The sequence below is a fragment of the Enterovibrio sp. FF113 genome (genome assembly GCF_041439165.1).
In the GTDB taxonomy this organism is placed as follows: domain Bacteria; phylum Pseudomonadota; class Gammaproteobacteria; order Enterobacterales; family Vibrionaceae; genus Enterovibrio; species Enterovibrio norvegicus_A.
The window spans coordinates 18,702-39,709 of record NZ_JBGONO010000032.1; the positions used below are offsets into that span (position 1 = coordinate 18,702).

At 47.8% G+C, this 21,008-nt stretch carries 15 protein-coding genes; 11 read left to right on the forward strand and 4 right to left on the reverse strand.

What is annotated here, in order from left to right; translation table 11 throughout:
• The first annotated feature begins 12 nt into the window (after positions 1-12).
• Entirely contained in the window at positions 13-954 is a 942-nt protein-coding gene (locus ACED36_RS20150; RefSeq protein WP_371733761.1) for a sugar kinase, read from the forward strand.
• Between the two features lie 69 nt (positions 955-1,023).
• Complete coding sequence (locus ACED36_RS20155) at positions 1,024-1,665, forward strand: bifunctional 4-hydroxy-2-oxoglutarate aldolase/2-dehydro-3-deoxy-phosphogluconate aldolase (RefSeq protein ID WP_371733762.1); 642 nt, start codon at positions 1,024-1,026, stop codon at positions 1,663-1,665.
• A 3-nt stretch (positions 1,666-1,668) separates the two neighbouring features.
• On the opposite strand, the gene ACED36_RS20160 is transcribed toward ACED36_RS20155, so the two are convergent.
• Entirely contained in the window at positions 1,669-2,394 is a 726-nt protein-coding gene (locus tag ACED36_RS20160) for an RluA family pseudouridine synthase (protein WP_371733769.1), read from the reverse strand.
• 818 nt (positions 2,395-3,212) lie between these two features.
• Between ACED36_RS20160 and ACED36_RS20165 the strand changes: the two genes are divergently transcribed.
• From ACED36_RS20165 to ACED36_RS20190, 6 genes are all read left to right on the forward strand, one after another.
• Entirely contained in the window at positions 3,213-6,116 is a 2,904-nt protein-coding gene (locus ACED36_RS20165; protein WP_371733763.1) for a pyridoxal phosphate-dependent class III aminotransferase, read from the forward strand.
• Positions 6,117-6,166: 50 nt separating this feature from the next.
• Complete coding sequence (locus ACED36_RS20170) at positions 6,167-7,411, forward strand: carboxynorspermidine synthase (protein WP_017004878.1); 1,245 nt, start codon at positions 6,167-6,169, stop codon at positions 7,409-7,411.
• Between the two features lie 75 nt (positions 7,412-7,486).
• Positions 7,487-8,620, forward strand: coding sequence for a carboxynorspermidine decarboxylase (nspC, locus tag ACED36_RS20175; RefSeq protein WP_016958905.1), 1,134 nt, complete (start codon positions 7,487-7,489; stop codon positions 8,618-8,620).
• Positions 8,621-8,842: 222 nt separating this feature from the next.
• On the forward strand, positions 8,843-9,076 hold the full coding sequence (locus ACED36_RS20180; protein ID WP_017004882.1) for a hypothetical protein: 234 nt from the start codon (positions 8,843-8,845) through the stop codon (positions 9,074-9,076).
• Positions 9,077-9,487: 411 nt separating this feature from the next.
• Positions 9,488-11,224, forward strand: coding sequence for a chitinase (locus tag ACED36_RS20185; protein WP_371733764.1), 1,737 nt, complete (start codon positions 9,488-9,490; stop codon positions 11,222-11,224).
• Between the two features lie 337 nt (positions 11,225-11,561).
• Entirely contained in the window at positions 11,562-12,605 is a 1,044-nt protein-coding gene (locus ACED36_RS20190) for a GMP reductase (RefSeq protein WP_017004886.1), read from the forward strand.
• Positions 12,606-12,666: 61 nt separating this feature from the next.
• Here the strand turns inward: ACED36_RS20190 and ACED36_RS20195 are convergent, their stop codons facing one another.
• Positions 12,667-15,135: a calcium-binding protein gene (locus tag ACED36_RS20195; RefSeq protein ID WP_371733765.1), complete on the reverse strand. Its 2,469-nt coding sequence runs from the start codon at positions 15,133-15,135 to the stop codon at positions 12,667-12,669.
• A 474-nt stretch (positions 15,136-15,609) separates the two neighbouring features.
• Between ACED36_RS20195 and ACED36_RS20200 the strand changes: the two genes are divergently transcribed.
• The 3 genes from ACED36_RS20200 (at position 15,610) to ACED36_RS20210 (ending at position 19,227) form a co-directional block, all read left to right on the forward strand.
• A complete protein-coding gene (locus tag ACED36_RS20200; protein ID WP_016958900.1) occupies positions 15,610-16,374 on the forward strand; it encodes a helix-turn-helix transcriptional regulator in 765 nt (254 codons plus the stop codon).
• Between the two features lie 134 nt (positions 16,375-16,508).
• Positions 16,509-18,620, forward strand: coding sequence for a VIT and VWA domain-containing protein (locus ACED36_RS20205; protein ID WP_371733766.1), 2,112 nt, complete (start codon positions 16,509-16,511; stop codon positions 18,618-18,620).
• Positions 18,621-19,014: 394 nt separating this feature from the next.
• Entirely contained in the window at positions 19,015-19,227 is a 213-nt protein-coding gene (locus ACED36_RS20210) for a cold-shock protein (protein WP_016958898.1), read from the forward strand.
• 239 nt (positions 19,228-19,466) lie between these two features.
• Here ACED36_RS20210 and ACED36_RS20215 read toward each other — a convergent pair whose 3' ends face one another.
• Positions 19,467-20,207: an SDR family NAD(P)-dependent oxidoreductase gene (locus tag ACED36_RS20215; protein ID WP_016958897.1), complete on the reverse strand. Its 741-nt coding sequence runs from the start codon at positions 20,205-20,207 to the stop codon at positions 19,467-19,469.
• Positions 20,208-20,239: 32 nt separating this feature from the next.
• On the reverse strand, positions 20,240-20,929 hold the full coding sequence (locus ACED36_RS20220; RefSeq protein ID WP_016958896.1) for a hypothetical protein: 690 nt from the start codon (positions 20,927-20,929) through the stop codon (positions 20,240-20,242).
• Between the last annotated feature and the right edge of the window lie 79 nt (positions 20,930-21,008).

Sequence of the window (21,008 nt, forward strand, 5' to 3'; positions counted from 1 at the left end):
ATTGAGACAAGAATGGATACCTATCAGGTCGCTTTAGTGGGTGAATGCATGGTGGAACTCAGTGGGCTTCCGTTGACGCGAACCTATGGTGGCGACACCCTTAACACCGCGCTTTACCTCAGCCGATTAGTCGCTGAGTCAAATGTGAACATTCGCTATGCGACGGGTTTGGGGGATGATTCGATCAGCGAGGAAATGCTCGCGCATTGGCAAAACGAAGGCATTAATACGCAGCTGGTCTCGCGTATTTCTGGAAAGATGCCGGGGTTATATTTGGTCGAAACTGATGCCGACGGTGAGCGAACGTTTCACTATTGGCGAAATGACAGTGCAGCGAAACATTACTTTGATGCGGTTTCTCCTCTCGAGTATTTTGTCCAAGAAACGGGTTTGGATCTCTTGTACTTCAGCGGCATCAGCATCGCTATTTTGCCCGCAGAGAACCGTCGGAAATTACTCACCCTGGTCCAAAAAGCCAAACAGCAAGGCACCACGATAGTCTTCGATAACAACTACAGACCGCGTTTGTGGCCTGATGGCGACGCAAAAGCGTGGTACGAAGATTGTTTGCGCCTAACCGACCTTGCCTTGATGACCGAAGATGACGACTTGGCCGTATGGGGCGACATCGATATTGAACAGCGTTGTCGTGAGTTTGGCTGCCAAGAGGTGGTGATTAAACGAGGGTCGCAGCCGTGTACGGTGATCAGCGGTTTACAACAAACCCAAGCCGAGCATTTTCTTGTTGCGGGAGAACGGGTCGCGAATGTTGTGGATACCTGTGCCGCGGGGGATTCTTTCGCTGCGGGTTATCTCGCTGGATATATCAATCAATGGCCTGTTGAAGCACGCGTGGCATTGGCCCATAAGCTTGCCTCGACCGTCATCCAATACCCTGGGGCGGTGATCCAGAAAACGGCGATGCCCAAATTACAGCTGTTCTGCCCAAAATGAAGCCGCCAGCGACAACCTAATAGCGGCCACATTGATTTAACGTTAACTGGAATGATTTAGGAGCCTCCCATGAGCCAACCGTCGAGCGAGAATATTTTTAGCCAAGTGGCGAAACACAAAATTGTGCCCGTGATTCAAATTGATGACATTCATCATGCGAAGCCGTTGGCAGATGCCTTGGTGGAAAATGGACTGCCGGTCGCAGAAGTGACGTTTCGCACGGATGTCGCCGCGCAAGCCATTGAGATCATGCGAGAAAGCCAACCCGGTCTGCTGGTGGGTGCGGGAACCGTGTTAACCACAAAGCAAGCCGACGCAGCATTGGCAGCAGGGGCGATGTTTGCCGTGGCGCCGGGGCTAAACCCGAACATCGTCAAGTATTGTCAGAAAATCGGTTTGCCGATGGTGTCAGGGATAAACAACCCGAGCCAAATTGAACAAGCGTTAGCGCTTGGCATGACCTTTGTGAAGTTTTTCCCCGCCGAGGCTTCAGGTGGTATCGCCATGGTAAAAGCGCTTTTGGCGCCTTACCGAGATATTCAAATGATGCCAACTGGGGGGATAAGCCCTGCGAATGTGAAGGACTATTTGAGTATTGATCGCGTTGCATGTTGCGGCGGTACGTGGATGGTGCCTGGCCAGCTCATGAAACAAGGTGATTGGGCGGCGCTGAGTCACTTGATCCGCGAAGCCGTAGCACTTGTTGAATAACGCTTAAACAGAAAACGGACACTGACATTCGCCATGGAAAGGCTCATGGCGAATCGGATGCTCGAAAAACAAATCACTGGCGTGCAATTGCAAACGGTCCGCCAGTTGTTCACTCGATTCACTGTTGTAGAGGTCACAGCCAAGAATGGGGTGTCCCATGTACTGGCTGTGAATGCGTAACTGATGCGTGCGCCCTGTTAGGGGAGTGTATTGCACTAAGCTTCGACGCGGGTGCGCTAATCGTTGCAGCACTGAGTACTCACTGGTGGAAGCTTTGCCAGTGAGAGAACAAATCTTCACGCAAGGGAATAGCACCTTGTCTTTCGCGATTGGCGCAGTCACTTGCCCATGGTCGTCAGCCACCCAACCTTCTAGCATGGCGATATAGCGCTTTTGAATCGTGCGCGCTTGAAACTGCTTATTGAGATGCTGCCCGGCAGAAGCGTGTAACCCCACGACCATAATACCTGATGTGCCGAAATCTAATCGATGTGGGAGCATTGCTTCTGGAAATGCGGGCGTTCTTCCTTCCTGACCATTCACCAAACGGTAGTGAACTGAATCCCAATTAAGCGGGTTTTTTCCCGATAAGCTGAATAGGCCGCTAGGTTTGTTGATCAGCAAGATATCGTCATCTTGATACAAGATCTCTATCAAGCCTTCGCAAACAGGGGCAATAAAGTTATCGACGATAGTGTGGTTTTGGTTTTCGGTGTCGGCAAGAGACATATAAAACTTTCCGATATTGATACGCGAGTGATATACCCAAGCAACCTCAAGAGGCTGGGGTATAGTACCTTTTACCTCTGGTGCTAGCATCATAAGAAACGTCCGATCTTGTGAATTATCAGCGCTTGTCGAGTACTGGAAATTAGACATTTCTTCTCTCTTTCTATCCACTCACCATTCGTAGGAAAGGCCTGTCATACTCGCTTTTAAATGCACTTTGTTGCAATTGTGTTTAACTTTTTGTTGCCGAGACGAAAAATTCACTTGTGTTCAAAAAGTAGCTTTGTTATTTTTCGCAACAATCTCGAACATCGCGCTTTTCGAGACACACGCGACACGGTGATTAACGCCTTGGTTTGATACCCATTTCACACGTAGTTGTCGCAAGTAGGTATTGGAGAATAGTTCTCCAATAGAAGGGCATTAATAGTGCTGTCCGGCCTGAAAAAGGCTTGGGGCATATTGAGGAACCCAACTGTGATTAAGTCATATACTCATTTCAGCTTTGTCTTACCCAACTGCAGTATTATTACTGAGCCTTGATCTTTCCGATCGATTGAGACGCATTCTTATCGTTTGAGTGATTCCCCACGGCATGACCGTGCTGCTCGGCGTACCTGAACTCGCGTTTCAACACACACTTTGGTTTCCGATGACGACGCATGATGCGTTGATCACGGGTATTTCCCGAATTTTTCGGGGGTGTGCGCGACCTACATTCTGACGTTTGCTTTCCTCATCGCTTATAAAAAGTGCTTGGGAACCGTGTACGTCGATTAAACAGAATGCAGGGAGTGGAACATGGAAGATCAAGAAAAATGATTAGCTTCACCACTGACATCCAAGACACAAAAGCAACCCAAAACGTGCCCGTTTTAGACGGTTTACATGATCTTACGCCTGATGAGCTTTTGCTGAGTCAGGAACATTATGAATCCGAGGTTCGCTCTTACCCGCGTCGATTACCTCTCGCCATTGCGAAAGCATCAGGCGTGATGGTGGAAGACAGCCGCGGTCAGGTCTATCTCGACTGCCTCGCTGGTGCGGGTACGTTAGCATTGGGGTATAACCACCCTGAAATCAATCAAGCACTGATTGAACAGCTCAATGCCGGTATTCCTTACCAAACGCTCGATATCACGACGCCTGCTAAAGATCATTTCATCCGTGAGTTGATGGCATTCTTGCCACAAGATTTCGCTGAAAACGCCAAAATTCAATTCTGTGGTCCTTCGGGTGCAGATGCCGTTGAAGCGGCGATTAAATTGGCGAAGCAAACCACGGGTCGCAATACCATGGCTGCGTTTCATGGTGCATACCATGGCATGACAAACGGCACCATGGCGCTAATGGGCAACCTCGGTACCAAAGAGCGCCGTCAAGGTCTGATGGCAGACGTGCACTTCTTGCCTTTCCCTTACAGTTTGCGCTGCCCGTTTGGTTTGCATGGCGAGCAGGGTGCTCGACAAGGTTTGCGCTATATCGAACGCATGTTGGCAGATGATGAAAGCGGCGTTCAGAAACCAGCAGCCATCATTGTTGAGCCTGTTCAAGGCGAAGGCGGTGTCATTCCAGCCCCTGCATTCTGGCTACAAGAATTACGTCGTATCACGGAAGAACACGGCATCCTGCTGATTTTTGATGAAATTCAGTGTGGTATCGGTAAAACGGGCACGCATTTCGCGTTTGAAGAAGCGGGCGTCACACCGGATATTTTGTGTCTATCGAAAGCGGTCGGTGGTGGTTTGCCGATGTCTTTATTGGTGTTCAACAAATCTATCGATACGTGGAGGCCGGGCGAGCACACGGGCACATTCCGTGGCAATCAATTAGCCATGGTTTCTGGCGCGAAAGCGATGGAAATTATTCGTCGCGACAATTTGGCACACAAAGCGGCTGTCACGGGTGAATACCTGCGCCGTGGCCTGGAAAAAATCGCAGAGAAAACCAGCTGTATCGCCGAAGTGCGAGGGCAAGGCCTGATGTTGGGTGCTGAGATTTGTGATCCTGAAGGCAATAAGAACGCATTCGGTGAACCGCTAGCTGCACCTGAGCTCACCATTGCTATCCAACGTGCAGCCCTTGAGCGTGGCTTGATCATCGAGAAAGGTGGACGAGAAGGGTCGGTGTTGCGATTCCTGCCACCAATCATCATTACTTTTGAGCAAATCGACTTTGTATTGAAAGCGCTGCAAGACGCGATTGAATCTTTGGTTGAGCCGAAACCTGTGGTGCAGCCTGCGGATACGCTGCAAGCAAACTGGCGTGATCACTTTATCCACGTGGGTAAAGAGGGTGCAGACGGCTTCGAAGCTGCGATGAACCAAAGCACGCAAGCGTTGAAGAAGCTGTTTGAATCGACTGAGTCTCCGTATTCAGGTCTCGATCCTACCGTGCTGCATTCACAAATTCGTCGTGCGCAGCTAGGCGAGAACCCTCAGCCTCTTGCTAACGTGATTGAAGAAACCAGCGAACTGATTGGTAAGAACTCAATCATTGTTCAGCATCCTCATTGTATTGCGCACCTTCATACCCCGCCCATGTTACCAGCCGTGGCGGCAGAAGCGTTTATCACCGCGTTGAACCAGTCAATGGACTCGTGGGATCAAGCCAGTGCTGCAACCTTTGTTGAGCAAGAGGTGACGGATTGGCTTTGCCAACGCTTTGGTTTTGATGACAAAGCCGATGGCGTGTTCACCAGTGGCGGCACACAAAGCAACTTGATGGGCTTGTTGATGGCGCGTGACCACATTATCAATACCATCAGTGGTCATAACGTGCAGAAAGACGGCTTGCCAGATTATGCCGATAAGCTGCGTGTTGTGAGCTCGAAAAACTCTCATTTTACCATGCAAAAATCAGCGTCTTTACTTGGCTTGGGTGAGCACGCGGTTGTCTGTGTCGAGACCTACAGCGATGGCACGATCAGCATTGAATCTGCTGAAGAAGCGATTACTGCGCTGAAAGCGGAAGGTCTGATCCCATTTGCGATCACCGGAACTGCGGGAACCACCGATCACGGTGCGGTTGACGATCTGGATGACGTTGCTGACTTGGCACAAAAACATGGCATGTGGATGCACGTTGACGCTGCCTATGGCGGCGCGTTGATGCTTAGCCGTCACCATGCACGTTTGGAAGGCATCGAGCGTGCGGATTCTGTGACAATCGATTTCCACAAAATGTTCTTCCAGCCAATCAGCTGTGGCGCAGTGATACTCAAAGATAAAAACCACTTTGGCTTCATTCGTCACCATGCGGACTATCTCAACCGTGAAGAAGACGTGTTGCCTAACCTGGTCGATAAATCCATTGCGACCACGCGCCGCTTCGATGCGCTGAAAGTGTGGATGACGCTGCAAAACGTCGGTCCTCAGGCTATCGGCTCTATGGTTGATCACCTGTTGAACCAAACGCAGCGTGTTGCGGACATGCTCAACAATCGCTCCAACTTTGAGTTGTTGGCAGCGCCATGTTTGTCGACCGTGTTGTTCCGCTACAAGGGTTCAAACAAACGGATGGATTTGGATGCGCTGAATAAGCAAATCCGTCTAGATGCCCTAGTGCAAGGGAAAGCCGTTGTGGGTGAAACCGTTGTGGATGGACACGTCGCACTGAAATTTACGCTGCTTAATCCGTGCCTGTCTTTGGCAGATCTCGAGCAGTTACTGACTGAATTAGAAAGTCTTGCAGACGAAGTCGTTAAGCAGGCTGGTGTTTAATTTTACGTTCAATGTTGCTTTAGAGCGTATTGTTTTCGAAAGGATTTAAAATGGCTATTTTACAAATTGGTGCAGGCGGCGTTGGTTGGGTTATTGCACACAAAGCGGCACAAAATAACGATGTATTTGGTGATATTACTATCGCATCTCGCACAGTGAGCAAGTGCGACGCCATCATTGCGTCCATAAAAGGCCGTAACAACCTTAAAGACGAGAGCCGTAAACTGGAATCTCGCGCGGTAAATGCAGATGACGTTGAGGCGCTGGTGGCGCTGATCAAAGACGTTCAACCTGATCTGGTGATTAACGCGGGTCCTCCGTGGGTGAACGTGGCGATCATGGAAGCCTGCTATCAAGCAAAAGTCTCTTATCTTGATACGTCTGTTGCCGTAGATCTTTGCTCTGAAGGGCAAGAAGTGCCAGAAGCGTATGACCCACAATGGGCATTTCGTGAAAAGTTCGAACAAGCGGGCATCACAGGTATTCTTGGTGCGGGTTTTGATCCGGGCGTGGTCAGTGTTTTCGCGGCTTACGCAGTGAAGCATTTGTTCGATGAGATCGACACCATTGATGTGATGGATGTGAACGCTGGCGATCACGGTAAGAAGTTCGCGACCAACTTTGACCCTGAAACCAACATGCTCGAGATTCAGGGCGACTCGTTCTACTGGGAAAACGATGAGTGGAAAAAAGTACCTTGTCACACCCGTATGATGGAGTTCGACTTCCCGCTAGTAGGTAGCCATAAAGTCTACTCAATGGCCCATGATGAAGTGCGTTCGATGAAAGAGTTCATCCCTGCAAAGCGCATTGAGTTTTGGATGGGTTTTGGGGATGCCTACCTGAATTACTTCAACTGTATGCGTGACATTGGCCTACTGAGCCCAAACCCGATCACCTTGCAAGATGGCACTGTGGTTGAACCGCTGAAAGTGCTTAAAGCACTGTTGCCTGATCCAACATCACTTGCACCGGGTTACACAGGAAAAACGTGTATCGCCACGTGGGTGCAAGGTACTAAAGACGGCAAAGCACGTAGCGTATTGATTTATAACAATGCGGATCATGAAGTGGCGTACAAAGATGTTGAGCATCAAGCGATTGCTTACACCACGGGCGTGCCTGCTATCACCGCTGCGCTGCTTTACTTTAAGGGTGCATGGAAAGGTGAAGGCGTGTTCAACATGGAGCAACTTGACCCAGACCCGTTCCTCGAATTGATGCCGTCAATTGGTCTTGATTGGGGCGTGGAAGAGCTAACCCCGTCTGAGCCTGTTATTAATATCTTGAAGTAATCTCTGCCATTGGGCTCGCTTGTCACTGACAGGCGAGCTTTTTCTATCGACGAGCTTGTTCTATCGAGTAGTGACATGAATTCTGCGCAATTAAAAACTCCGTATTTTCTGATTGATGAAAACAAACTGATCGAAAACCTCGAGAAAGCAAAACAACTAAAAACATTGTCTGGCGTGAAGCTGGTACTGGCGCTGAAATGTTTCTCGACGTGGGGCGTTTTCGACATCATCAAACCTTACCTTGATGGCACCACCAGTAGCGGCCCGTTTGAGGTGAAACTCGGTCATGAAAAATTTGGCGGCGAGACGCACGCTTATAGCGTGGGTTATAGCGAAGATGATGTGCGTGAAGTGGCGGATATCTGCGACAAAATGATCTTCAACAGCCAATCTCAACTGACGGCTTATCGTCACCTTGTCGAAGGGAAAGCGTCGTTGGGGCTGCGTTTAAATCCGGGAGTGAGTTACGCCGGACAAGACTTGGCGAATCCGGCGCGTAAATTTTCTCGCTTAGGTGTGCATGCTGACAAAATCGATCCCGAGGTATTTGCATCACTCAATGGCGTGATGTTCCACATGAATTGTGAGAACAAAGATGTCGATGCCTTTGTTGCGTTGCTGGATGCTATTTCTGACAAATTCGGCAGTTACCTTGATGCGCTGGAATGGGTGAGCTTAGGCGGTGGCGTGTTCTTCACATGGCCGGGCTATGACATTGAAAAGTTAGCCGCTGCGTTAAAAGCCTTTGGTGAGCGTCACGATGTGCAGTTGTATTTAGAGCCGGGTGAAGCAATTATCACCCAAACCACGGATTTGGTGGTGACTGTGGTCGATATCGTTGAAAACGATATGAAAACCGCCATCGTTGATAGTGCGACCGAAGCGCACCGCTTAGATACGTTGATATACAACGAGCCTGCATCTATCGGGGAAGCGAGCGATAACGGTGAACACACGTATGTGATTGGTAGCTGCTCGTGTTTGGCGGGTGACCAGTTTTGTGTGGCTAACTTTGACGAGCCATTGAAGATCGGACAGCGTCTGCACATTCTCGACAGTGCAGGGTACACCATGGTCAAACTGAACTGGTTCAATGGCCTTCGCATGCCGTCTGTGTATTGCAAACGTAGTGGCGGTGATATTCAGCTTCTGAATGAATTTGATTATCAAGATTTCAAACGCACCTTGTCACAGTGGTCTGTGCATTGATTGGCCTACTTGTTAGCAGGCAGACAAATAAGCTAATGAGCCACTAACAGAAAGAAGGAGCGATTATCGTTCCTTCTTTTTTTTGAAGTTAGTCAGAGTGTTATCACGTGCTCTTGGAGTTTCCTTCCACATTCAAATATAAGTGTATAGCCAGGCATCTTTAGGTTGCTTGGCTATATCGGTATCGCAGAGACTTAAAAATATCAGGATGAGGATAGAAACATGGATGCGTTGCTATTTGTCACTGTCGTTGTGGCAGTTGTCGTTGGTGCAAAAACACTGAAAAGTTATTTGGCCTACAAAGCACAATTGCGTGAATTCGAAATTAACCACAGTAAAAGCAATCAAAGCGATTTGGCTGTAGAAGTTGCAGCCTTAAAATCACGCGTTGAAGTGCTAGAAAAAATCGTGACTGATAAAAGCTACACAATAGAAAGAGAAATCCGCGCTTTATGACACTGAAGACTATGACCTACCATGAAATCTTATATAACTGTTTGAACTAATTCTCAGTTTTTAATATTGCTGAATTGTATGAAAACTAGGGCATCATGGTGGTTTTCTTTGCATTACCTTGTTTCACTTCAAAAAATAACTCTACAACGTATCACTCCTTATCAAAATTTAGCTAACTCACGTCCAGTCTTACATTTCTGCAAATGATATATGTCGAGTTGATATTCAACTCGTGCATATAGTTGGGTTGGCTGCGTTGAATATAAAAAGCACTCACGCGTTATTTTCGATACATATTTCGAGATAACAGCGGTAAAAAAACAAAGAGTGCACCTAATGTCGTTGTCGCTCGCAAAGAGCGCGCATCGATAGCGACAGCCTTACCAATAATTTTGATAAGGAAATTCAGAGATGAAACACACGGCTTTATTTACCGCATTGTTCGGCGCGAGCTTTTTTGCTCACAGCGCTATTACAATGACCCCACAACCGGACCCAGATAATGCGGCCGGATACATCGTCTCGCAGTCGGAAATAGCGGCGGCCGAGGCAGCACAAACCTCTGACCCTATGTACGCCATTTGGTCTCAGGCGCTTGAAACTCGCCCTAATGCGACCGTTGAAGCCATCGACGAAGGAATCGCAACCAACCCGATTAACGTCAAACGCGTAGAGCGTGTATTCCCGCGATCTGATTGGGATTTCTTAACCCATATGGCTGCACCTGAATATACTTACACACGTTTTCTCCGCGCCATTGGTAAGTTCCCCGCTTTCTGTGGAGACTACACCGATGGACGGGATTCCGATGCGATTTGTAAAAAATCCATCATCACCGCGTTTGCACACTTCTCGCAAGAAACGGGCGGGCACATTTCCAAAGACAACATTTCGGATAACCCATTAGCACTGGAAGAATGGCAACAGGCCTTGGTGCACGTGCGTGAAATGGGCTGGATTGAAGGTCAAGAAGGTTACACCACAGGGTGTGGTCAGGATGACTGGCAGAACAAACGCTGGCCATGTTCAGCAGGGCAAGGCTATTTCGGTCGCGGTGCAAAACAGCTTTCTTATCACTTTAACTACGGTGCGTTCTCGGAGGTGATGTATGCGGGTGATGCCACTAAGCTGTTGAATGAACCAGCGTTGGTTGCAGACTCATGGCTCAACTTGGCGTCTGCTATTTGGTTCTTCCTCACCCCTCAAGCGCCGAAACCTGCAATGCTTCATGTGATTGATCGCACGTGGAAACCTTCACAGCGCGAACTTGATGCGGGTATCGGTTATGGCTTTGGTACCACAATCAACATCATCAATGGTGGCATTGAATGTGGCGAACAAAATAAAACCAAAGGTCAGCCCGTTAACCGTATTCGTTATTGGGAAGGGCTTGCTGCTCATTATGAAATCCCGATTGAAGCAGACGAAGTCAACACCTGTTGGCAGCAATTGCCTTTTGGTAGTTTGAACCTTCAAGGTGCGACAGATGTGCTGTATACCAACTGGGATGGAAACTGGAAGTATTACTCAGACCGTCCAGGTGGCTATTCGTTTGAGTGTGAATTGGTCGGTTACCAAACGGCTTATTCTGCGCTTGAAAAAGGCGACTATGAGAAATGTGTAACCAACTTCTACGGTTCACATGCGGGTTGGCCAACGGTGCGTATTGTTCCTGATGCTGATATCACGAACCCGGATGGCGGCACAGACAATGGAAATGGCGAAACACCTACAGAACCAAACGGCTGGAGCGAAACCAAGGTCTATAACACGGGTGACCAAGTTGTCGTGAATGGCGTCACTTATGAAGCTAAGTATTGGAATCAAGCTGTTAACCCCGTAACTGCAGGGGAGTGGGGCGCATGGACCCTTGTATCAGGTCAAGTGACACCACCAGTGACGGAGCCGACGCCGCCAGTGACGGAGCCAACGCCGCCAGTGACGGAGCCAACGCCGCCAGTAACGGAGCCGACGCCGCCAGTGACGGAGCCAACGCCTGATACGGGATCGTCTACGTGGCTAGCTGACAAAGCATATACAGCGGGCGAACAAGTTATTATTGACGGTGTTCGTTACCAGGCAAAGTACTGGACGCAGGGTGATGATCCAGCGGCTAACAAGCAATGGGGGCCTTGGAAGAAGGCATAAACGCTAAAATACAATAGAATTAAAGCCGTGCATTCTACGAGGGTGTGCGGTTTTTTTGTTATTTATCTGATACTTAGTGGTGTGGTGGTGAAGTGTTAATACGTGCGGAAAGTGAGTTTCCGAGGGTGTAATCTTGCAAAAGGTATCATAAAAAAATTACTAATATCAGTCTTGTTAATAATATTTCTACTCCTATAATGCTGAAAACCGGAGCGTCTGCAAACGCTCCGGTTTTTTTGTGCCTGCTCATCGGTGAATGTTTGCGCTATCTGCAAATAGTGCGCATTCATGAGCAATGTCCGAAAGGGCACCGTCTTAATCAGTAAGGAAAAGACACATGCGTATCGAACAAGACTTGAAGTTGGGTTTCAAAGATGTACTGTTTCGCCCGAAACGTTCTAACCTTAAAAGCCGCTCTCAAGTTGAATTAACCCGCGATTTTACATTCAAGCACAGTGGTCGTCAATGGTCTGGTGTACCAGTCATCGCAGCGAACATGGATTCAGTTGGCTCATTCAAAATGGGCAAGGTGCTTGCTGAGCATGGTTGTCTGACGGCAATTCATAAGCATTACACCGTGGCTGATTGGGCGGCATTCGTTGCTGAATCAGAGACTAAGACACTGAACAATGTGATGGTGTCTACCGGTACATCTGATGCTGACTTCCAAAAAACGCAAGACATCATGGCATTGTCTGATGAATTGGTATTTATCTGTATCGACATTGCTAATGGTTACTCAGAACACCTTGTTGAGTATGTTCAGCGTGTACGTGCTGCATTCCCAGACAAAGTGATCAGTGCGGGCAACGTGGTTACTGGGGACATGGTTGAAGAGCTTATCCTTGCTGGTGCGGATATCGTGAAAGTGGGTATCGGCCCAGGTTCAGTATGTACCACTCGCGTCAAAACTGGCGTGGGTTACCCGCAACTTTCTGCGATTATCGAATGCGCGGATGCCGCACATGGCCTAGGCGGACGTATTATTGGTGACGGTGGTTGTTCTTGTGCTGGTGACGTATCAAAAGCCTTCGGTGGCGGCGCTGATTTCGTGATGCTTGGCGGTATGCTGGCGGGTCACACAGAAAGCGGTGGTGAAGTGATTGAGCAAGACGGCAAACAGTTCATGAAGTTCTACGGCATGTCTTCTGAAAGCGCGATGGCGAAACACTCTGGTGGTGTTGCAAAATATCGCGCGGCAGAAGGTAAAACCGTACTGCTGCCATTCCGTGGCACAGTAAACGACACCATTTCAGACATTCTTGGTGGCGTACGTTCAACATGTACATACGTTGGCGCGGCTCAGCTAAAAGAACTGACAAAACGCACCACGTTTATTCGTGTACAAGAACAAGAAAACAACGTGTTCGGTAAAGAATAAAATCTAATATAACATATAAAAATACCACCCATTTGGGTGGTATTTTTTCACCAATTTTTCGTTACATGGTCGTGAAGTCAAACATGTCAGTGGTGACATTGTCAGCATCAAATTGTTTCAAGGTGACAATGGTGTTGCCGCCATCAAATGTCAGTACGGTTGATGCACCAATTTGTTCAGCGTTGACTTGGTTGAAATGCGTCGCTAACGTGCTATCAACGTCAAGGGTGTCTTGGAAACGATTGAAATCCTGAATGGTGTCGTGTCCATTGTTATTGCGGAATACGAATGTATCGCTGCCTAGACCACCAATGAGATAGTCATTCCCGCCGTGACCCATAATGAGGTCGTTACCATTTTGGCCCCCAAGAGTGTCATTACCTAAACCACCCATCAATGTGTCGTTTCCGTTGCCACCCCAAAGGGTGTCATTGCCATTATGACCAGAAACATAATCATCCCCATCATTGCCTCCAAGGATGTCATCGCCTCCACCACCATAAACAGTGTCGTTGCCCAGTCCACCCCAAACGCTGTCATTTCCGTCATTGCCATTTAACGTATCGTCGCCGTCTTGACCTCGAAGAATATCATTGCCGAAGCCACCAATGATCGTATCGATACCACTACCGCCATCAATTTCATCATTGTCATTGCCACCATTCAGATAATCGTCTCCGTCACCACCGAACATACGGTCGTTACCATTACCGCCGCGTAAATTATCGTTACCAGTACCGCCTGACATCCAGTCATCGCCATTGGCGCCAGCGAAATTGTCATCACCTTGATTGCCTTTGATGATGTCGTTGCCCCATCCGCCGTCACCATAGTCATTCCCGTAGCCGCCTTGGATGGTGTCCTCGCCATAACCACCCCAGATACCATCATTGCCATGACCGCCTTGAATGTTGTCATCACCGTTGTCACCTTTGATGATGTCGTTGTCACCACCACCATGGATACGATCATCGCCATCACCACCCAGCAACATGTCTTCGCCGGAGTCGCCAAATATTTTGTCGTCGCCAGCACCGCCGTTGATGTTGTCATTGCCACCATTACCATGGAGGTAATCATTGTCATCACCGCCATCAATAACATCATCTCCTAGACCACCATCAATATAGTCTGCGCCGATGCCGCCTGAAAGGGTGTCGTTGCCGCCATTGCCGTAGATTTCGTCTGCGCCAGAGCCACCATTAATGACGTCATCGCCTTCACAGTGATCGATGTTATACAGCGTGACATTGTCAATCAGGGCGCCAAATCCATCTGCAGCGCCATGACCACTAAAGCTGACTGTGATACTTGAGGTGTTTTGAGGTATTGCTACCTGACCGTCAAACGTTTGGTAGATATCAATGTTTAATTCATTGTTGATTGACTTGGTAAGCAGTGTATTGCCGTCCTGATCGGTAATCTCAATGGTGAAACCACTGGTCTTGTTATCACCGTCTTTAATTCGGCTTGCATAATCAAACGAAAGATTGAAAGTGGCATCACTGCTTGCTGTTAGGTAGGCAACATTGACAGTCTGCTCGATAGATTCACCAGCAAGGTCAACTTCCATGACGGTATTTGTCACTGCATTGTGTGGCGTGCCGATAAATGAACCTTGTTGCATTTCCACGGTACTGCCGTTTGATGAGCTCCATCCGACCAATTCTGTGTCGTCAAGTAAGGCCCACTCACTCCCTGCGTTGCTGCCCCAAGCTTCAAAGTTGCCGTTAACCAATAAGTTTGGAGAATCGCCATAAATGAGGTCATTGCCCGCGCCGCCTTCAATATCGTCGTCGTGACAACCGCCAGAAATCGTGTCGTTACCGTCACCACCGTCAATAATATCGTTGTCATCGCCAGCCCAAAGGTCATCATCACCAGCTCCGCCGATCAGCGTATCTTCGCCGTCGTCGCCATACATGGTGTCGTCACCGTCACCGCCTAACAGTACGTCATTGCCATTGCCGCCATGTTGGGTGTCGTTTCCGTTTTCACCCCAAAGATAATCGTCGCCTTCGCCGCCGTCTTGGGTATCATTACCATTGCCACCCCAAAGGATATCATTGCCGGCGTCGCCGTTTAGTGTGTCGTCGCCTTCGTCGCCAAAGAGAATGTCTTTGTCATCGCCGCCAAAAAGAACATCGTCGCCGTCACCACCCAGTAATTTGTCTTCTCCGGCTCCGCCATAGAGTTGGTCATTGCCTTCTTGGCCAAAAAGCACGTCGTCGCCAATACCGCCGTCAAGAAAGTCGTCATCAAGACCCCCTTCTAGTCTGTCGTTGCCTTCATCGCCATAGAGGAAATCAGCGCCAAATCCACCACGAAGATGATCGTCTCCTTCGCCGCCATGGAGCTCATCAGAGTCGTCTCCACCAATGACAGTGTCATTACCAGCACCACCATCAACGTAATCAGTATCACCGTCAGCACGAATGAAATCATCACCGTCGTGGCCATAAATCTCGTCTTTTCCCGCTGTTCCAATGATCGTGTCATTACCGGAGGTACCGTTAATTACATTTGCCATGTCATAGAGTCCTTTTTGAGTTTTAGAGGCTGAGATCCTTCAAAGTCTTATCCTCTTTTTTATGTCATTGCTTTGATGAAAACGTATATAGTTTGACCGGTCAACAGCACCAGTCGGCCGATAGCAAGGAGGCTGGGGTCGTGTTGGTGTAAAAGTTTAATAAAAGAATGGGGTTATTCAGTACGAGAGGAAGAATACGAGTTTGGGGCATAGGTAACATTATCTGCCTTGAGCTAATAACCTTATAAAGAACAGTACATTAGGAGATGCTTATTTACCTCGCCCTTTAATCAACTGTTATTTTTTTGAGATCAATTTGTTAAGTATGAAATTTGTATGGTTTGAAGGTGAGTGAGCTTACAAAACGTCAAATGTATAAAATCACATACAATGGGCCGGCATTGGTATGCAGGGGCTAATCGTGAGTGTTCTAATGATATGTTGTTTAATCGGGAAGAACATAGGGAGAGTGTGATGGCGGAGTGCGAACAACTCATCAAAGTACTAAAAAAGCAACTGAAGGCACGCGGTGTGACTTATCAGGAAGTCGCCGATGCGCTGGATTTGAGTGAAGGCTCGGTGAAACGCCTGTTTGCCAATGGTGGCAGCCTGAGTTTGGATCGATTGAGTGCAGTGTGCTGCCTGATCAACATGGAGATGGCGGCGTTGTTTAAACTGGTGTCGGAAGATAGCCAAAGCCTGACAACCTTGACGAGACAACAAGAAGAAGAGTTGGTCGCGGACAAAGCTTTGTTGCTGGTGGCGGTGTGCATTACCAATGGTTATCGGTTCGAGCAAATATTGGCGCAATATAATTTGCCTGAGACATTGCTTATCCAAAAATTAGCACATCTCGATCGTTTAAAACTGATTGAGCTTTTGCCAGAGAACCGCATCAAGTTAATGATAGCCCCTTCGTTTTCATGGATAGCAGGTGGACCCATTCAGCAATTCTTTCAGCAGCAGGTAATACGTGCATTTTTTCAGTCTCACTTCTCTGGTGAAGACGAAAAGCTGGTGATGTCGACGGGATTAATGTCTTTACCCACCAATTATAAATTTCAGCAGCGAATTCAGCGTTTAGTCAGTGAATTTTATGAATCTTGCAATCATGACAGCGAATTGACGATGAATGAGCGCCACGGCACGTCGATGGTGGTGGCGATAAGACGTTGGACATTCCCGTTGTTTGACGAATTTGAAGTCGACGAGGGAGCATCGTCTGAATTGACCAAATAGTGTCATCATACGTGACGGAGAGTGACACATAACGTCACTTTGTTGATGGTACTTTCGTGCCTCGCTCTCTTATTGCAAGCTTCTGAAAACAGAGAGACAGACTCTCATTGGAAGCGATGCAAAGGAGGCACTCGATGCTGAATCGACCGCAAGTATCTACGGCTTTACATTCTAAGAGTTTACATATTATTGGCATGGTTATTCTGGCCATGGTCATTGGCTGGTTTTCTCCCGTGGCTAAGGCCAGTGGCTTGCTAAAGCCTATTAATAGCACTTATCAAGAACTAAAAATCCAATCTCATCATGTGGATGTCGTTATCGAAGACGGCTTCGCCACAACGTCCATCGAACAAGAATTCTTCAACCCAAACAATGATGCACTTGAAGCGCACTATTCTTTCCCTGTTCCCCAGCAGGCGGTTGTGGGGGAGTTTATCTATTGGATAGATGGCAAACCGGTGATTGCAGAAGCGGTTGCCAAAGATAAAGCCAGAGAGATCTATCAAGATCAGAAAGTTCAGGGTCGCGCTGCGGCAATCACAGAAAAAGACGAATACAAAACGTTCGAAATGCGGGTATTCCCGGTGTTACCTCAGCAAAGTGTCAAAGTAAAACTGGTGTATCTGCAAGATGCGTTGCTCGATCATGGCGTTGGACGGTATGTGTACCCGATGGAAGAGGGCGGTGTTGACGAGGAAAAAGCCTCCTTTTGGACGCGTAATGATGCGGTCGAGCAAGATTTCTCGTTTAACGTCACGCTGAAATCCGCGTATCCCGTTGACGGTGTGCGTTTGCCTTCGCATCCCAATGCTGCACTCACACAAGAAGCGTTAGGTGAGCACACGATTTGGAAGGCGCAAGTCGCCAATCAATCTGTAGCCGTGCTCGAAGAGGAAGGCACTACATCGTCACAAACTGCGCCAGTTTACCGTTTGGATCAAGACATCGTGTTTTACTGGCGCTTACAAGATGGCTTGCCGGGTCGGTTGGACTTGGCGGCGCACCGTGACCCTGCTTCATCTAAGCGCGGTACCGTAAAGCTGACTTTCACGCCAGGAGATGACTTAGTCCCCGTTACTCAGGGTAGAGATTGGGTGTTTGTATTAGATAAGTCTGGCTCGATGAGCGGGAAGTACTCAACGTTGGTAGAGGGTGTACGCCAAGGGCTTGATAGGTTGCCACAAGAAGATCGCTTCCGCGTATTGATGTTTGACAACACAACCCATGATCTCACCAAAGGTTTTGTGTCAGCGACAAAAGCCAATGCAGAACAGGCTCTAAAAGCGATTGAGAGGGTTGAACCTGACAATGGAACCAATCTTTATGAAGGTTTGCATGCAGCGTTGAAAAATCTGGATAAAGATCGTCCCACTGGTGTCGTGCTGGTGACTGATGGCGTGGCTAACGTAGGCGTGACGGAAAAGCGCCAGTTCTTTACGTTGATGGAAAAACATGACGTTCGGCTGTTCACCTTCATTATGGGAAACAGCGCCAATACGCCGCTGCTTGTGCCGATGACAAAGCTATCGAATGGCATTGCCACCTCGGTGTCGAATGCTGACGACATCATCGGTCATCTAATGAGTGTCACCAGTAAGTTGACGCATCAGGCTTACCGTAATATTGAGTTGGATATTGACGGTGTAAAGGTTAGTGACATCACGCCAGAGCAGATCAGTAGCCTGTACCGAGGTGAGCAGTTGGTAGTGTTCGGCCACTACTTTAAGGCAGGCACGGCAAAAGTGACATTGAGCATGGATGTTGGTGGTGAAACGCGACGTTATATCACTAAGGTTACATTGCCAGAGACGGCGTTACGCAATCCTGAACTGGAAAGAATGTGGGCGTTCTCTGCCATTCGTGATTTGCAGGCGCAGATGGATTATCTAGAGCAAAAAGATGGCGATAAAGAACAAGCCATTGAAGACATCGCGGTGGAATATGGATTGCTGACCGACTACACCTCGCTGCTGGTGGTTGAAGAGCAAGCTTTCCAAGAGCTAGGCATTGACCGAAACAATCGCGCCCGTGTTACCGCTGAGCAGCTGGCTCGTGAAAAGCGTAGTGCTGAGTATGTTCAACCGACAAGGGCAGATTCTAGTCAGCCTATGTTTAGCCAACCGACGCCGACACACTCTGGTGGTGGAAGCGGTGGCAGTGGCGGTGGTAGTGTGAATTGGCTGGTATTTGTCGTGCTGGGGTTCGTGTTGGGAGGCAGACATGTGATGGTGAAGAAAGAACACTAGTGTCGCTAATTAATTGAAAATAAGCGACAAGGCTGATGGGAGCTGCCTTGTCGCTTTTGCCTTTGGCATGAAAAATACCACGCAAAAAAAAGGCGGGTGCGTCACTTAGTGATCTGATTTACGACGATATGACGGCTGTATCGACAGGGACGCAAATTTTTCATGCAAACAAATTCAAAATAAGTCTTTACAATAGCTCTGACTAGAGTAATATTGCCCTCGCTCTGTAAGTCAGAGTTATTAATAAAGCGTAAAGTAAAAGTAAAACCTCAGATTTCGTCACTAGTTGTAGTTCTCTGTGTTTCCCTTAGCTTCATCGTCACATTAAATAATTCCAGCACAGTGCGTCGCATTAATGCGAATATTTTATGAATTCAAATATAAGGGACACAAAATGTCTAACAAAACAACTGGTCTAGTAAAGTGGTTTAACGAAGATAAAGGTTTCGGTTTCATCACTCAAGACAACGGCGGCGCTGACGTATTCGTTCACTTCCGTGCAATCGCTTCTGAAGGCTTCAAGACTTTGTCTGAAGGCCAAAAAGTATCTTTCGAAGTTGAGCAAGGCCAAAAAGGCCCACAAGCTGCTAACGTAGTAGCTCTGTAATTTCGAAAGACAGCGCAGATGGCCATGCCATTTGCGCTACTTTTTATCTGCACTACCAAAAATCTTCGAAATACCCTCCTGTAAATATCTTGCTCCAATCCTTCTATCTCCAAACTAAATCCTAAATTTTCTTTGTTTTAACATCCGATTTTCATCATTTGTTCATCTAACCTGTTTCTATTTTTTATAAAAAACATTGGCTTGTGTTTCACGCATTTACACGGCCGAACCATGCATTGTTAGGTTAAGCTCAAGCCACCATCCATCACCAAAGTGTGACCAACAACATAACTTGCTTGTTCTGAACTGAGCCAAAATATCGCTTTAGCGATTTCTTCTGGAATGGCGAATCTTCCGTTTGGCACTTGCTTGGAAACCGTTTCTCTCAATGCCGCACCCATGTCGGCCTGATGTTCTTCCCATCGCGGTGTCCAAGTCACACCAGGTGCAACGGCATTTACGCGAATACCACTTCTAATTGCTTCAACTGCGACTGAGCGAGTGAGACCTTCAATGCCGTGTTTGGTGGCAGAGTACATCGCTGCATTTGGGGTCGGGCGAACACCATTAACAGAACTCACATTGATGATTGCGCTACCTTCGGGCATCAAGTTGAGTTCATAGCGCAAGCACACTGCGTGTAGCCAGAAATCACCAATCATGGTGCTATATAGCGCATCAATGGGCACGTTAGCAAAGTCACCACGAGATTCTAGCTTTGGTGAGGCATTGTTGACGGCAACATCTAAGTGACCGTAATTTTCTCTGATGTAGCCAAAGAAACGATCGACTTGCTGAACGTCTTTTAGATCAACGGGCAGGTAGTCGATTGACGATAGTTGAGGATGACGAGCCAATACCTTGTTCCACTTATCTTCGTTACGTGAGCAGGTAATGACTTTAAAGCCAGCTTGGTGAAAGGCGAGAACTGTGTGGAGGCCAATACCGCTGCTGCCTCCGGTGACAAGGACTATTTTCATGCGCGCTCCGGTTGGAGTAAGAGGGCGCTTGGCTAGCGGTGCGTGAAAATATCATCCAGCATTAACTTCTTTGTTCCGCGGACTTTTCTCTGTTCTTCGTGTTCATCGTAAAATTGCTGCTCGCCAAGCATTGAAATAATATCGAAGAAGTAGTTAATGCTACCTCTTTGATTATTCATTGTTTTAAGCATAGCATCGCAGAAAATTTCCGGGTTGGTATGGGTCAAGTTAGACGCAATTTTGCCAACTTGCTGGCAAGAATATACGGTTCGAGGTTTGTCTAATGCATGTGCAAGATTGATGCATTCTGTCCATTGTTCGCCTCGAAGCGCAGTCCAAATGCGGTTTGCAACTTGTAAGCGTTCCTCCAGTGGCGTATTGGCGAGCGATTTTACGAAAAAACGTTGTTTTTCTAGCACAATTTTCCGGTTCATTCGTTCGGACGCAATGTAAGCACGGGTGAGCATGGGCATAGAGACGAGATAAAGCAGCAGTGTGACGCTAAGTGTGGCAATAAAAAAGGTGTCGTCCGTTAATCCGAAGTAGTAACACGAGGCGGTGGTGATCGCGGCAAACAGCAGGAAGGCCATAGAGATCCCTAACCGCGCATACCACTTAGATGTCGCTACAAAGTCAGGTGTTTGTTGGTTGAGCGTGTGAAATGAAACACCTATAAATTCCATGTCTGGATATTCAGGGACAGGGAATTGTTCCTGATGCATAACAACTCTCCTTCAATGTGCTCGTGATACGTTACACGATACCCATTTTTGTAAGAAAGTTGTTATTTCATATCAATAA

Excerpts from the sequence above, each read along its gene's own strand:
- ACED36_RS20205 (WP_371733766.1), top strand. The coding sequence starts at position 16,509 with ATGCTGAATCGACCGCAAGTATCTACGGCTTTACATTCTAAGAGTTTA.
- nspC (WP_016958905.1), top strand. The coding sequence starts at position 7,487 with ATGAATTCTGCGCAATTAAAAACTCCGTATTTTCTGATTGATGAAAAC.
- ACED36_RS20185 (WP_371733764.1), top strand. The coding sequence starts at position 9,488 with ATGAAACACACGGCTTTATTTACCGCATTGTTCGGCGCGAGCTTTTTT.
- ACED36_RS20190 (WP_017004886.1), top strand. The coding sequence starts at position 11,562 with ATGCGTATCGAACAAGACTTGAAGTTGGGTTTCAAAGATGTACTGTTT.
- ACED36_RS20210 (WP_016958898.1), top strand. The coding sequence starts at position 19,015 with ATGTCTAACAAAACAACTGGTCTAGTAAAGTGGTTTAACGAAGATAAA.
- ACED36_RS20200 (WP_016958900.1), top strand. The coding sequence starts at position 15,610 with ATGGCGGAGTGCGAACAACTCATCAAAGTACTAAAAAAGCAACTGAAG.
- ACED36_RS20155 (WP_371733762.1), top strand. The coding sequence starts at position 1,024 with ATGAGCCAACCGTCGAGCGAGAATATTTTTAGCCAAGTGGCGAAACAC.
- ACED36_RS20165 (WP_371733763.1), top strand. The coding sequence starts at position 3,213 with ATGATTAGCTTCACCACTGACATCCAAGACACAAAAGCAACCCAAAAC.
- ACED36_RS20160 (WP_371733769.1), bottom strand. The coding sequence starts at position 2,394 with ATGTCTCTTGCCGACACCGAAAACCAAAACCACACTATCGTCGATAAC.
- ACED36_RS20215 (WP_016958897.1), bottom strand. The coding sequence starts at position 20,207 with ATGAAAATAGTCCTTGTCACCGGAGGCAGCAGCGGTATTGGCCTCCAC.
- ACED36_RS20180 (WP_017004882.1), top strand. The coding sequence starts at position 8,843 with ATGGATGCGTTGCTATTTGTCACTGTCGTTGTGGCAGTTGTCGTTGGT.
- ACED36_RS20195 (WP_371733765.1), bottom strand. The coding sequence starts at position 15,135 with ATGGCAAATGTAATTAACGGTACCTCCGGTAATGACACGATCATTGGA.
- ACED36_RS20150 (WP_371733761.1), top strand. The coding sequence starts at position 13 with ATGGATACCTATCAGGTCGCTTTAGTGGGTGAATGCATGGTGGAACTC.
- ACED36_RS20170 (WP_017004878.1), top strand. The coding sequence starts at position 6,167 with ATGGCTATTTTACAAATTGGTGCAGGCGGCGTTGGTTGGGTTATTGCA.
- ACED36_RS20220 (WP_016958896.1), bottom strand. The coding sequence starts at position 20,929 with ATGCATCAGGAACAATTCCCTGTCCCTGAATATCCAGACATGGAATTT.